Source organism: Allobrachymonas sp. (genome assembly GCF_041912815.1).
In the GTDB taxonomy this organism is placed as follows: Bacteria; Pseudomonadota; Gammaproteobacteria; order Burkholderiales; family Burkholderiaceae_C; genus Brachymonas.
The window spans coordinates 1-14,195 of sequence record NZ_JAYRLV010000018.1 but is presented as its reverse complement, the minus strand read 5'-3'; the positions used below and the strand labels follow the sequence as shown (position 1 = coordinate 14,195).

Sequence of the window (14,195 nt, the reverse complement as noted above, 5' to 3'; positions counted from 1 at the left end):
CGTGCTCCCATGGCAGGCAGCCGGTCAGGCCAGCGTCTCTGCGCCTGCCGCCATGCCTCACCAGCCCTGGTATTCCGTGCCGTCGTACCGCACGAATCGCGCATGGGCCGCAGGCGTCAGCGCATCCAGGGTCTGGCGGATGCCGGTGGCGCTGTCCTGCACCGACAGCGGAGCCCGATCCCCGCCCATGTCCGTGCGCACCCATCCCGGATGCACCAGCACCATGGAGACCGTGGGGTAGCTGTGCTGGGCAGACACCACCGCCATATTGAGTGCAGCCTTGCTGACGCGGTACAGCCAGGCATCGCTGCCGCCTGTCTCCGTCATCCGCCCCATGGCACTGGAAATGAAGGCAAAGGTACCGCCCTGACCGGCACGCCCCTGCTCCACTCCCGGCGCCAGCTGGGGAATGATCTGCATGGCTCCGAGCACATTGGCGTGCATGACCCGGTCGAATTCGGGCTGTGTGGGCGGCATGGTGGCATCGGCACGGCTCATCTGTCCGGCCACGTACAGCGCCAGATCGATCGCCACGCTGCCCAGCTGCCAGGCCAGACCGCTCACGCTGGCCGGATCGGACACATCGACCCGCAGAGTCTGTGCCACGCCCACGGCAGCCAGCCGCGCCAGGCCCGCCTCGTCGCGCGCCGTGGCAATGACCCGCTCGCCTGCTCGCACATACTGCGCAGCCAATTCCAGACCAATGCCCCGCGAGGCGCCTATCAAGACCACGGTTCCCATGATGCTGTCTCCTTCCGCATGATGCGGCGGCACAGGGCCGGAGAGCGGCTGCTTCCCGGGTCCCTCACCACCCATGCGCCCATTGTGACGGTCTTTGCCTCCCCACAGAAAAGGCTCCTTGCGGAGCCCCTTCAGTTGGCATGTGTCCCGGACGGTCCGGTCTACAAGACCCGAACCATCCGGGTGTGCACGCTTACAGCATCTCGACGCACATCGAGACGCCCTCGCCGCCGCCGATGCACAGGGTAGCCAGCCCCTTCTTGAGGCCGCGCTGCTTCATGGCATGCAGCAGGGTGACCAGAATGCGCGCACCGGACGCCCCGATGGGGTGCCCCAGCGCACAGGCGCCGCCATTGACGTTGACCTTGTCATGGGGAATGGAGAGTTCCTTCATCATGGCCATGGGAACCACAGCAAAGGCCTCGTTGATTTCCCACAGTTCCACGTCCTCCACGTTCCAGCCTGCCTTGGCCAGTGCCTTCCTGGTCGCGCCGATGGGCGCGGTGGTGAACCACTGGGGCTCATGGGCAAAAGTGCCATGGCTGACGATGCGTGCCAGCGGCTGCAGGCCCAGTTCGCGTGCCTTGCCCTCGGTCATCAGGACCACGGCAGCAGCACCGTCGTTGATGCTGGAGCTGGAGGCGGCCGTCACGGTGCCGTCCTTCTTGAAGGCGGGGCGCAGGGTGGCGATCTTCTCGGTCTTGATGCGGCCGGGGCCTTCATCGGTATCGACCACACGTTCGCCCTTGCGTTCCACCACGGTGACAGGAGCGATTTCTTCCTTGAAGGCACCGCTGGCGATCGCTGCCTTGGCACGCTCCACGCTGGTCACGGCAAACTGGTCCTGCATTTCACGGGTGAAGCCGTACTTGGCAGCGCAGTCTTCGGCAAACATGCCCATGGCCAGCCCGGTGTAGGCGTCTTCCAGACCGTCGAGCATCATGTGGTCGAAGACCTTGTCGTGCCCGATGCGATAGCCGCCACGCGCCTTCTTGAGCAGATAGGGCGCGTTGGTCATGCTTTCCATGCCGCCCGCCACCATGATGTCCGCATTGCCGGCCGCAATGGTGTCGGCCGCCATCATGATGGACTTCAGCGCAGAACCGCACACCTTGTTGAGGGTCACGGCACCCACGGACTGCGGCAGCCCCGCCTTGATGGTGGCCTGGCGGGCAGGGGCCTGACCCTGACCAGCGGTGAGCACGTTGCCGAAGATCACTTCCTCGACCTGTTCGGGCTGGATGCCGGCCTGGGCCACAGCGGCCTTGATGGCCACGGCGCCCAGCTCGTTGGCGGACACGCCGGCAAAGTCGCTCTGGAAGGCGCCCATGGGGGTGCGCTTGGCAGCGACGATCACGATGGATTCGGACATTTCAATTCTCCTTGGTTGGTGAAGGGACTGCAGAAGGATGAGGATGGGACTGCGGATGGCGCATGAAGCGCTTCTCCTGCTCATAGGGAAACACGTCGAGCACTTCGCCCCGACGGATGCGCTCCTGGTGCGCCTGCCAGAACTGGGGGTCGAGCAGATCGGCATGGTGCTTCATGAACACCTCCCGCACGGCCGGATTGCCGAGCAGGAAGGGGCCGAAGGTCTCCGGAAACACATCCTTGGGCCCCACGCTGTACCAGATCTCGCCGCTCAACTCGTCTTCCTCGTGACGCGGCGGCGGCACGCGCCGGAAATGGCAATCGGTCAGGTACTCGATTTCATCGTAGTCATAGAACACGACCTTTCCGTGACGCGTCACCCCGAAGTTCTTCCACAGCATGTCGCCGGGGAAGATGTTGGCAGCCACGAGATCCTTGATCGCATTGCCGTATTCGACGACGGCATGCTCCATCTGGTAGCGGGACTTGGGATTGTCGAGCCCGGCATCGAACGCCTCCTGCAGATAGATGTTGAGCGGAATCATGCGCCGCTCGATGTAGGCATGCTTGATGATCACCTCCAGATGGCCATCGTGGTTGCGGTCCACGATGTCGATCTGGCTGGGCGCGTACTTCTGGATCTCCTCGATGAGCTCCGGCTCGAAGCGCGACATGGGAAAGGCCACATCCCGGTATTCCATGGTGTCGGCCATGCGCCCCACCCGGTCGTGATAGCGCACGAGCTTGTACTTTTCCTTGATCTGCTCGCGGCTGGTGTCCTTCTGGGGCGGGTAGTAGTCCTTGATGATCTTGAACACATACGGAAAGCTCGGCAGGTCGAACACCAGCATCACCATGCCCTTGATGCCGGGCGCGATGCGGAAGCGGTCCGTGCTGTGCCGCAGGTGAAACAGAAAATCCCGGTAGAACAGGTTCTTGCCCTGCTTGGCCAGCCCCAGGGCGTTGTAGATTTCCCCCTTGGGCAGGCGCGGCATGAGCGTGCGCAGAAACTGGACATAGGCCGAAGGAATCTCCATGTCCACCAGAAAATAGGCCCGCGCAAAACTGAACAGCGCCAGCAGATCGTTTTCGCCGATGAGCACGGCATCGATGTAGAGCTCGCCACGCTCGTTGTAGAGAATCGGCAGGGCAAAGGGCGCCTCGTTGAAGCTGTTGACGATCTTGCCCACCACATACGCCCCCTTGTTGCGGTAGAACAGGTTCGACAGCACCTGAATCTGAAAGTTCGCGCGCAGCTTGCCGCCTCCGATCTGCAGCTTCCACACTTCGACCACCCGTGCCACATCCGACTCCAGATTGGCAAAGGGGGCATGCAGCCCGTAGTCGTTGAGGATGGTCCGCACCACATCCGGGAGATGGTCGGGCTTGGGGTAATAGGCGCGGTAGGACGTCTGCACGTCCGGCCGGATCTCCATGTATTCCGTGCTGATGGCCGGCCGCACGAAGATGAATTCGTTGTGGAAATAGTTGCGGTGCAGGATGTTGGTGGTCACCGAATTGAAGAACGTCTCTGCCAGCTCGGGCTGCAGGTGATCGGCGAGCAGTCCGATGTAGAACAGCTTGACCTGCTGCCATACGGCCATCGACAGATGGCTCGCGTCGAACTCCCGCTCCAGTCGGCGTTCGCACTCGTGCACGCGCAGATCGTAGAACTCGATGCGATCGCGCTGGGCCCGCTGCTGGGCCTGCCAGTCCTGCGTCTCGAACCGGTGCTTGGACCGCGCGGACTCGGCGCGAAACAGCCGATAGTGGCGATTGAACCCGTCCAGCATGGCATGCGCGATATCCAGTGCGCGCGGCTCATCCAGACGCTGGGGAAGCGTGGTGTCAACGATCATGTGGCTCGGTGTGTCGGTGGGCGGAACCGCAGGTCTGGTTCCGCATGAACACAGACCCCTGCGTGCCGCCCGGACAGCACCCGCCGGCACGAACCGGGCGGGTGCTGCTGCCGGAACGGCACTGCCTGCACTTTACTCGCAATACTGGCTTTCCCAGCGGGCAATGGCGCGCGTGCGGGCCGCACGGACCTCCTCGGTGCTGCGCACGGTCATGTCCATGTCATGGGCCAGACCATCGCTGATGCCGTAGACCCACCCATGCAGGGTCAGATCCTGCCCGCGCGACCAGGCATCGACCACCACCGTGGTCTGCGACACGCGCACCACCTGCTCGATGGCATTGAGCTCGCACAGCGCATCGAGCTTGCGTTCTTCGGGCACGCGATCCATGCGGTGCTGGTGGCGGTCCAGCACATCGCGCACGTGGCGCAGCCAGTTGTCCACCAGCCCCGCACGCTGGTTGAACAGCGCCGCCTGCACTCCGCCGCAGCCATAGTGCCCCACCACCAGCAGATGCTGGACCTTGAGCTGGTCCACCGCATACTGGATGGTCGACAGACAGTTCAGATCGGAAGGCACCACCACATTGGCCACATTGCGGTGCACAAAAATTTCTCCAGGATCCAGGCCCGTGATCTGGTTTGCCGGCACGCGACTGTCCGAGCAGCCGATCCACATGTACCTGGGATTTTGCTGCGCCCGCAGGCTGCTGAAAAAGCCGGGTCGATGACTTTCCACCTGCGCCGCCCAGCGACGGTTGTTCTCGAACAAGTGCTCCAGCTTGTCCACGGGTGGCTGTTGCTGTGGGTCTGTCATTGAAGTTTCCTTCCTTGCTGTTGTATGGCATGCGCGAAGCACAGACTCCGCCATGCACCATTCCCATGAATCGCATGGGTACGAGTACGCACGGTCACTCCTGCTCCTGTGCGCCAGCCTGCATCTGGCGCCAGGCCTGCCGTGCCTGTTCTTCGTGGGACTCCACCTCCATCAGATTCGCCTGCAGCTCGGCCAGCTGCATCTCCAGACGCTGCCGATGGGTCGCCAATGCCTCCAGATAGGCCCGCATCTGTGTCTCCGTATCCCGCGGGCTGTCATACATCTCGATGATCTGACGGGCTTCGCTCAGACTGAATCCCAGTCGCTTGGCACGCAGAATCAGCTTGAGACGCGCCCGGTCCCGGGGCGAATACACGCGCACCCGCCCCCCCGTCCCCTGCCGCACGGGCTGCAGCAGCCCTACATCCTCGTAGAAGCGGATGGTGCGTGTCGTGAGATCGAACTCCCGGGCCAGATCGCCGATGGAGTAGGTGGCGTTGCGTGAAACCATGTTGTCCGTCATGAGCATCCGAAAAAAGCGCCTTGCCTTGATATGTGCCAAGGTTGCCTGCTCTCGCAATGCGTGGGGGAATTCGCCACCGCCTTCTGCACATCTGGATGCACAGCACCGATGACTGCCAGAAATCTCTGTGGCCTTCCTGCATCAGGCCACTTGACCATGGCCGAATTGTATGTGCGGACCGACTACCCCTGACGGCAATAGCGCCTCTCTGCCCACCCTCACCGCCTTGAACTGCCCGGTTCCATACCTGTCCCGACGCACGCTCCGCGCACCCGGTACACGACCTCAACCGGGCCGATCGGGGCTTTCCATATAACCAAACGTCGTCAAGGGGTCAAAAACTTGCCATATTCTGGCGATAGCGTTATGCTCACCAGCCATGAAGAAGCCTCATTTCATCTCCTTTCGAGCGTATGGCGCGCAGATGGGAACGGGTCTGGCCCTGTGCTTGGCCGTGTTTTCATCTCCCGCCCACGCAGGGACGAAAGCCACTTCTGCTGCCCAGCAGACAGCGGTGTCCCAAGGCATGAATGCCGCCCCCCCATCCTCCTCCACAGCATCTCCCATGGCTGATGCTCAGGACGGCGTGTTCTCCAACAGCATGTCGAGCCAGCGCGCCAAGCGCCGCACTGCCCGTCAGGTGGCACACAGCGGAGCCACTGCTCCCTCGCTGTCCACCCCCACGGAACTGCGGATCGCCCATGCCGATGCATCCTCCTTCCAGCAGGGGTCTGCCTCTTGGTACGGCGACCAGTTCCACAATCGCCGCACCGCCAATGGCGAGCGCTATGACATGCATGCACTGACCGCTGCACACAAGACCCTGCCATTCGGCACGCTGGTTCGCGTGGTCAGCCCTACCACCGGCAAGTCGGTCGTGGTGCGCATCAACGACCGGGGTCCCTATGTCAAGGGGCGCGTCATTGATCTGAGCCGTGCAGCAGCCGAGCGCCTCGGCGTGCATGGACATGGGGTCTACAAGGTCGTGCTGTACCGAGCCACCCGCGGCGACCAGAAGGCACAGCAGCTGGCCCTGAAGGACGACGACGAATAAATCCCCCCTTTCTCTTTTCCTGAGTGGCGGATCATTCCCGCGCAATCGTCGGCTGTTGCCCCTACCAGGGTGACAGCCGTTTTTGCTTCAGGCGCTGCCGCCGATCGCGAAAATCGGGCAACACAGACTCCACGAGAGCCCAGAAGCGCGGACTGTGGTTCATCTCGTGCAAGTGGCAGAGTTCATGCACCACCACATAGTCGATGAGTGCCGGCTCGCACTCCATCAGCCGCCAGTGCAGATGGATCACGCCCCGTGCACTGGCACTGCCCCAGCGGGTACGCGCATTGCTCAGCCGAAGCGCCCGATACTCCACCCCGACAAGCGGCGCAAAATGATCCATGCGTGCAGCAAACCATTCCAATGCCCGCTCCTGGTACCACTGCATGACAAGATGCTGGATCTGTCCCGTTGCGACCACGAGCTCTCCATCCCACTGGAGATGCAGCTCGTCACGCCAGTGCCCTCCCGCCCGCTCCAGTCTCTCCGCCGGCACGTGCTGCACCGCATGCCGGGCCCTGCGGTTGCGGCCCGAGATACGTCCTTGCACCACAGAAGGGACACCTTCCCAGGCCGGTGAAGCGGCAGCATGCACTCGCAGCACCATCTCGCGCCCCAGGTAAGGCAAGAGGCTGCCATCCTCCCACTGCATCTGCTTCGGCATCTCCGCAGAACGTGTCTGCACCTCATGGAGGTGCTTCAGTATCCAGCGTGCCCTGAATTGCAGCCCTGCCTCGACATCCGAAAGGGCGAGCCGCGAAGGCACCGTCACCTGCAGCCCCTCCTCTGAAATCCGCATGCCGATGGACCGCCGCGCCGAACGCCGCAGCAGGTATGCCACAGCCTCGCCGTCCAGCACCACCCTATGCGTGGCCTGCGGATGCTGAAAGACAGAACGCTCCATCATGCCATCCGTGCGTCACAGGCCCTGCAGACCCTGCCGTGTCCGCTTCCGCCTCATGACGCACGCGCGGCAGCGTATCCCGTTCACCGGAAAGCTCACGATGCAGTTCCATGCCCGGAATGCGGCGACGGGCCTGCCTGCGGTGCAGACCCCATCGAGAGATCCCCATCGCTGGCGCGTTCTTCTGCCTCTTCCCTGCGGCGGCGTGCAGACTCTTCTTTCTGCCGCTCCTCCTGTGCAAGCAGATGGCGCGCAAAATCCATCAGATCCCGATGCACCTGCACATGCGGAGGAAACTCTGCATCCAACGGCTGATCCAGCCAGCGTGCACCTTCCCCGGTACAGACCAGGTGAGGCACACATCCGGCCGCCACCGCCGCCTGCACATCCCGCAGTGCATCTCCCACGGCATGCACTGCGGACAGTTCCACTCCATAGCAGTGGCCGATCTCTTCGAGCAGTCCGGGAGCGGGCTTGTGGCAATGGCATCCCTCCTCCGGCAAATGGGGACAGAAGAAGATCGCATCGACCCGCGCTCCTGCTGCAGCCAATTGCCGATGCATGACGGCATTGATGGCATTGAGCGAAGCCATGTCCATCACACCGCGACCAATGGCCGGCTGGTTCGTGGCCATCACCACATGCCAGCCTGCGCGGTTGAGCAGTGCCACCGCCTCCAGGGCACCTGGCACCGGCACCCACTCCTCGGGCGACTTGATGTAACCCTCGCGGTATTCGCACAGCGTGCCATCGCGATCGATGACCACGAGCTTGAAATTGGTCTTGTGGGGACGGGCCATGGCCACACTCCAGGGAACAAAGAAGGGCCGAAGGAGGGCAGAACGGACGACAGGCAGCCGACCTAGACGGCCAGCTGCGCCAGTTCTGCCACGCGATTCATGGCCTGATGCAACACATGGAGCAGAGCCTGCCGATTGAGCCGCAGATCGTCCTCCTCGGCGTTGACCATCACGTCATCGAAGAAGGCATCCACAGGTCCCCGCAGCGCAGCCAGCGTCTGCAGCGAGGCCGTGTAGCTCCCCGCCTCGAACTGCGCATCGGCTTCAGGCAGCACCTGCTGCATGGCAGCGTGCAGATCCTTTTCGGCCTGCTCGCGCAGCAGGGCGGTGCTGACATGGGCATCGGCCAGCTGCTCGGTATTGCCTGCCTTCTTCAGGATGTTGCCGATGCGCTTGTTGGCAGCAGCCAGAGCGCCTGCCTCGGGCAGCGCCACAAAGGCCCGAACCGCTTCGAGCCGTGCCGGAATTTCACGCCACATCGGGTGCACCGACAGCACAGCCTCGACCTCGCGTGCCGCAAATCCCTGTTCCCGCAGGTAGCCCGCAAGCCGCTCATCGATGAAGTGCAGCAGCTGCCGATTGCTGGCTGGCGCATCAGGCAACAGGGCACCGAAGCTGGCCGCTGCCGATGCCACCAGCGCACCGAGATCCACAGGCATCTGCTTCTCGATGAGAATCCGCACGACTCCCAGCGCATGGCGCCTCAGGGCAAAGGGATCCTTCTCGCCTGTCGGCACATTGCCGATGCCGAACATGCCCACCAGGGTTTCCAGCTTGTCGGCCAGGGCCAGCACGGAACCGGTATGGTTGCGCGGCAGGGCATCCCCAGCGAAGCGGGGCTTGTAATGGTCTTCGATGGCAATGGCCACGCCGTCGCGCAAGCCCTCATGCCGCGCGTAGTAGTTGCCCATGATGCCCTGCAGCTCCGGGAACTCGCCCACCATATCGGTCAGCAGATCGGTCTTGGCCAGGCGTGCGGCCTGCTGCGCCTTGCTGTCGAGCACATCGAATTCGTCCTTGGCCTCGACCCCATAGGGGTACTGTGCCAGTCGCAGCTGCTCCACCACTGCATGCGCAATCTCTCGCACGCGTTCGCTGCGTTCGGCCTGAGTGCCCAGCTTGTTGTGGTACACCACCTTCGCCAATCCGGGAATGCGCTCTTCCAGCTTCTTCTTGCGATCCTGATCGAAGAAGAACTTGGCATCGGCCAGGCGGGGACGCACCACCCGCTCGTTTCCACCGATCACCGCGGACGGATCATCCGGGCTGATGTTGCTGACCACCAGGAAGCGATTCGTCAGCTTGCCCTGCGCATCCAGCAGGGGAAAATACTTCTGGTTCGCCTTCATCGTGAGAATCAGGCACTCCTGCGGCACCTGGAGATATTCCTTCTCGAATTCGCACACCAGCACCTTGGGCCGCTCCACCAGGGCAGTCACCTCGTCGAGCAAGGCGCCGTCACTGATCGGGCTGCATCCTCCGCCGACACGGGCTGCTGCCAGCTCCAGCTGGCTGGCGATGTCGGCGCGCCGCTCCTCGAAGCCCGCAATCACGGCCCCCTGCTCACGCAGGGTCCGCGCATAGCTGTCGGCATCCTCGATCACCACAGGGTCCACCCGCGCCTCGAAGCGATGTCCATGCGTAGTGCGCCCCGCATGCAGCCCCAGCACAGACACCGGCACCACCGCGCTTCCATGCAGAGCCACCAGCCCATGGGCCGGCCGCACGAACTGCACGCTGCTCCATCCGGGAAGCGCGCATTCCGATTCGAGCTGATAGGTCATGACCTTGGGAATGGGCAACTTGCCAAGCGCCTCATCGAGCGCCTTCTGCAAGCCCTCATCCAGCGCCACGCCATCGCGCACCGCATCCAGGAACAGAGCCTCGGCCTTTCCATCCACACGCCGGATCAGATGCGGCACCACGTTCGCATCTGCCCCCAGCGCGGCCAGCTTCTTGAGCAGTGCGGGAGTCGCCTGCCCCTCGGCATTGAGCCCCACGCTCACGGGCATCAGCTTGTGCTGCACGGCCCGATCCTCGGCCTTGGCCGCTACATGGGTGATGTGGGCAGCGAGACGACGCGGACTGGCATAGGCGGTCGTCACCGAATCCGGTGCCGTCAACCCCTGCCCCTGCAAAGACGCTGTCAGTCCTGCCGCAAAAGCGTCTCCCAGTTTTTGAAGTGCCTTGGGCGGCAGCTCTTCCACGAAAAGTTCGACGAGAAGGTTTTCTGTAGTCATGTTGATGTTTTTCCTCAAGCGGCCTTCTTGTCCTGTTTCTGTTCCATCGCTGCAATCCACTCGCGTGGCGCCATGGGGAATCCCAGACGTTCACGGCTTTTGTAGTAGCTCTGCGCCACACTCCGTGCCAGATTGCGAATCCGCCCGATATAGGCCGCACGCTCGGTCACACTGATCGCCCCGCGTGCATCCAGCAAATTGAACGTATGGGCCGCCTTGAGCACCTGCTCGTAGGCGGGGAGCGCCAGCTGCTTGTCCATGAGGAACTGTGCCTCCTTCTCGTGGGCAGCAAACGCCTGAAACAGAAAGTCCACGTCGCTGTACTCGAAGTTGTAGGTACTCTGCTCCACTTCGTTCTGGTGGTAGACATCGCCGTAGGTCAGCCCCTCGGTCCACTGCAGCTTGTAGACATTGTCGACTCCCTGCAGATACATCGCCAGACGTTCGAGTCCATAGGTGATCTCGCCCGTGGCCGGATGACAGTCGATCCCTCCCACCTGCTGGAAGTACGTGAACTGCGTCACCTCCATGCCATTGAGCCAGACCTCCCATCCCAAGCCCCAGGCCCCGAGCGTAGGATTCTCCCAGTCGTCCTCCACGAACCGGATATCGTTTTTCTTCAAATCGAATCCCAAGGCCTCCAGGCTTCCCAGATACAGCTCCAGAATGTTGGACGGCGCCGGTTTCAGCACCACCTGAAACTGATAGTAGTGCTGCAGCCGATTCGGATTCTCGCCATAGCGCCCATCCTTGGGCCGACGGCTGGGCTGCACATAGGCAGCCTTCCACGGCTCAGGGCCAATGGCGCGCAAGAATGTGGCCGTATGGCTGGTCCCTGCGCCCACCTCCATGTCATAGGGTTGCAGCAACGCGCAGCCCTGGGCATCCCAGTATTGCTGCAGCTTGAGAATGATTTGTTGGAAAGTCAGCATGAATCTTTTCTGAATCGCTCCACCCATGGAGCATCATGGATCGATTTTAGCGGCGCCGATCCTCAAGCGACTTCCCGGAAGGCACTCGCACCGAGAAACATCTGGTCTGCCACACGCATGCCAGACAGACCAGAATGGCCAACACCCACAGCGGCATCAGTCCCCAGCGGGAAACCCACCAGGCATAGGGCGTAATCCCTGTACGCCCGCGCACCTCTCCCTCCAGCACACCGCGGGTCAGTCTTGGCAGCTCCCGGATCACCGTGCCGTCCGGAGCAATGATCGCCGTGGCTCCCGTATTCGTGGCACGCACCATCGGCCGACCCAGCTCAAGAGCACGCATGCGGCTGATGTTGCGGTGCTGATCAATGGCGATCGTGTCCCCGAACCAGGCAATATTGCTGAGATTCACCAGCAGCGTGGGTGCTTGTGCCCCATCCACGAAGGCTGCAGCCAACTCTTCGCCAAAGAGATCCTCATAGCACACGTTCGGCTGGATACGTTCCCCATGCCACGCCAAGCCTGGCTGCGGCAGAGCACCTCGACGGAAATCCCCCAGCGGGATGTGCATCATGTCCACGAACCACCTGAACCCCCAGGGCACGAACTCCCCAAAAGGCACCAGATGATGCTTGGCATAGCCATACACCTGATCTGGCACAGGAGGCAGTTCCAGAGGCAATGCCTGTCCAGATCCCTTCGAGACCGCCCCTCCCGGAGCCATGCCCAATACCACATTGGCATAGCCCTGCCCCTGCACAGCAACCGGCATCCCGATCAGTGCAGCCTGCTGTCCTGTCGCAAAGCGCTTGTTCAATGCCTGCCAGTAGGCCTGCGGCAGATATTGAGGCAGCAGGGGCAAGGCAGTTTCCGGTGTCACCACCAGATCGCCCTTCGCCAGATCCAGCTGTTGTCCATACCACTGCAGCGACAGCAGAATCCCGGAAGCCTGCTGGAACTTCTGATCCTGCGACACATTCCCCTGCAACAGAGTCACCCGCAGCGGCTTCCCCGCTACCTCCGCCCCACCTCTCCACGCCAGGCCCGCCACGCCCCCAAAAAGGGGCACCAACATCCAGGCAAGCAGCATATGCACCACCGCGCCCTCACGCTTTCGCACTCCGCTCCGTCGCAAGGTGGTGTGCCGCAACAAGCCCCATCGCACAGTGCAGCCTATCCCTGCAGCCCACAAGGCGGCAGCCCAACCCACCCCATAGACACCAATCCATGGCACCATGCCCTTGAGAGGTCCCGTCAGGTGGGCGTATCCCGAAGCCCCCCATGGAAAACCGGTAAACCACTCCGCTCGGCAGAGTTCAGCAAGCGTCCAGAATGCCGCAAAGCCCATGATGCGCCCCGCTGCCCCCCATGCCGATGCCCATCCCCGGTACAGTGCCGCTGCTAGCCCGTAGAACACAGCTACTGCGGACGCCAGCAGCGCCACGGCCAGACCCGCCAGCCACGAAGGCAATCCTCCGTAGGCATGCATCGAGACATAGAGCCACCAGAAACTGCCCAGGAGCCAGCAGCAGCCAAACCACCATCCCATGGCAAACCCACGCCATGCGCGTCTCTGGTCATCCACCTGCGCATCCGATGGCGTCAGCAGCACGAACAGACCCGCCAAAGACAGCACCTGCAGCCACCAGCTGTTCTGCCCACTCCATGGCAATGCCACGCTCCATGCCTGCAGAATCCCCAGACATGCCAGGCATCCCCCTGTGATTCCCTGACGCCAGGCACCCCCTGTGCCGTGCCCAACCTCACACTCTGTATGATCGGCCACAGCAAATCCCGCGCCACTCATTCTGTCTTCACTGCAGGAGTCACCTTGAACCAGCGCACCGCACCTGCCTGTGTATGCAGTGCCATGAAGTTCAATCCCTGCAACGTGATCACTTCCCCTCTACGAGGCACATGCCCGAGTTCATGTGCGACAAGCCCACCTATCGTGTCGAAGGCGTTCTCATCCTCTGTATCCTCCGGAGCCAGCTTCACATCGAAATACTCATCCAAGCGTTCGATCGGAGTGTCGCCGCTGATGCGATAGCTGCCATCCACGAGGTTGTAGATATCCCCCTCGTCCTCATCGTCATCGTCAAACTCATCCTCGATTTCTCCGACGATTTCTTCCAGGACATCCTCAATCGTGATCAAACCCGCTACCCGACCAAATTCATCAATCACGATGGCCAGATGATTTCTCTTGGCACGGAACTCCCGCAGCAGATCATTGAGTGCCTTGCTCTCCGGCACAAACACAGGGGGTCGCAGCAATGCTCTGATGTTGAGCTCCGGCGCACGCTGCAGCTTGAGCAAATCCTTGGCCATCAGCACACCCACGATGTTGGCCTTTTCGCCGTCGTATACAGGAAAGCGGGAGTGCCCTGTCTCAATCACAGAAGCAAGAAGCGCGTCGTACTCGCTGTCGATATCGAGCAGATCCATGCGCTTGGACGGGACCATCACATCGGTCACCGTCATCTGTGAAATACGGATCACACCCTCCAGCATTGCACGGCTGTCTGGCGCAATCACCTGATTTTGTTCGGCCTGGGAAAGGGTGTTGTAAAGTTCTTCTCGAGAATCTGGGCCTGGATGCAGAAACTCGACTATTTTCTGCATCAGGCTTCGCTTGTCTTCACTTCCCGCTGCAGGGGAAGGGGTTGGATCGCTCACGGAGGACAGGCACCGAAGTGCATTGGTTGCAATCCTGTGAGCATACACAAAAAGCCCATTGGATTCATCACTTTTTGCAGATGCATTGCCCCCTGAACTTTTCGAACACCCTGACAGAAGGTGCGGAACACCGAACCGCAACAGCACAAAAAAAAGCGCCCCCATACGACGGGGGCGCTTCGAGCTGTAATGAGCCTGACGATGACCTACTTTCACACGGGAATCCGCACTATCATCGGCGCAGAGTCGTTTCACTGTCCTGTTCGGGATGGGAAG

The 14,195-nt window shown here is 61.9% G+C and carries 12 protein-coding genes; 1 reads left to right on the top strand and 11 read right to left on the bottom strand.

The features are described 5' to 3' along the window. Positions 1-57: 57 nt before the first annotated feature. From ACE3P9_RS10960 to ACE3P9_RS10940, 5 genes are all read right to left on the bottom strand, one after another. Positions 58-741, bottom strand: a complete 684-nt coding sequence (locus tag ACE3P9_RS10960) for an SDR family oxidoreductase (RefSeq protein ID WP_374494165.1) — start codon at positions 739-741, stop codon at positions 58-60. 193 nt (positions 742-934) lie between these two features. Then, complete coding sequence (locus ACE3P9_RS10955; protein WP_374494164.1) at positions 935-2,113, bottom strand: acetyl-CoA C-acyltransferase; 1,179 nt, start codon at positions 2,111-2,113, stop codon at positions 935-937. Between the two features lies 1 nt (position 2,114). Further along, on the bottom strand, positions 2,115-3,971 hold the full coding sequence (aceK, locus tag ACE3P9_RS10950) for a bifunctional isocitrate dehydrogenase kinase/phosphatase (protein ID WP_374494163.1): 1,857 nt from the start codon (positions 3,969-3,971) through the stop codon (positions 2,115-2,117). A gap of 132 nt (positions 3,972-4,103) precedes the next feature. Then, positions 4,104-4,787, bottom strand: coding sequence for a carbonate dehydratase (gene can / locus ACE3P9_RS10945; protein WP_374494161.1), 684 nt, complete (start codon positions 4,785-4,787; stop codon positions 4,104-4,106). Positions 4,788-4,881: 94 nt separating this feature from the next. Further along, the gene (locus tag ACE3P9_RS10940; protein WP_374494160.1) at positions 4,882-5,310 is read right to left on the bottom strand and encodes a MerR family DNA-binding transcriptional regulator; all 429 of its coding nucleotides are present in this window, start codon (positions 5,308-5,310) and stop codon (positions 4,882-4,884) included. A gap of 565 nt (positions 5,311-5,875) precedes the next feature. Here ACE3P9_RS10940 and ACE3P9_RS10935 point away from each other — a divergent pair. Then, positions 5,876-6,364, top strand: coding sequence for a septal ring lytic transglycosylase RlpA family protein (locus tag ACE3P9_RS10935; RefSeq protein ID WP_374494158.1), 489 nt, complete (start codon positions 5,876-5,878; stop codon positions 6,362-6,364). Between the two features lie 61 nt (positions 6,365-6,425). On the opposite strand, the gene ACE3P9_RS10930 is transcribed toward ACE3P9_RS10935, so the two are convergent. From ACE3P9_RS10930 to ACE3P9_RS10905, 6 genes are all read right to left on the bottom strand, one after another. Beyond that, entirely contained in the window at positions 6,426-7,271 is an 846-nt protein-coding gene (locus tag ACE3P9_RS10930; protein WP_374494156.1) for a M48 family metallopeptidase, read from the bottom strand. Between the two features lie 92 nt (positions 7,272-7,363). Beyond that, complete coding sequence (gmhB, locus tag ACE3P9_RS10925; RefSeq protein ID WP_374494155.1) at positions 7,364-8,068, bottom strand: D-glycero-beta-D-manno-heptose 1,7-bisphosphate 7-phosphatase; 705 nt, start codon at positions 8,066-8,068, stop codon at positions 7,364-7,366. 62 nt (positions 8,069-8,130) lie between these two features. Next, positions 8,131-10,308 carry a glycine--tRNA ligase subunit beta gene (gene glyS, locus ACE3P9_RS10920; RefSeq protein WP_374494153.1) on the bottom strand — a complete coding sequence of 726 codons (2,178 nt, stop codon included), beginning with the start codon at positions 10,306-10,308 and terminating at the stop codon, positions 8,131-8,133. 14 nt (positions 10,309-10,322) lie between these two features. Further along, positions 10,323-11,240, bottom strand: coding sequence for a glycine--tRNA ligase subunit alpha (gene glyQ / locus ACE3P9_RS10915; RefSeq protein ID WP_374494151.1), 918 nt, complete (start codon positions 11,238-11,240; stop codon positions 10,323-10,325). A gap of 46 nt (positions 11,241-11,286) precedes the next feature. Further along, a complete protein-coding gene (gene lnt / locus ACE3P9_RS10910) occupies positions 11,287-12,918 on the bottom strand; it encodes an apolipoprotein N-acyltransferase (RefSeq protein WP_374494150.1) in 1,632 nt (543 codons plus the stop codon). A 125-nt stretch (positions 12,919-13,043) separates the two neighbouring features. Further along, a complete protein-coding gene (locus ACE3P9_RS10905; protein ID WP_374494197.1) occupies positions 13,044-13,919 on the bottom strand; it encodes an HlyC/CorC family transporter in 876 nt (291 codons plus the stop codon). Between the last annotated feature and the right edge of the window lie 276 nt (positions 13,920-14,195).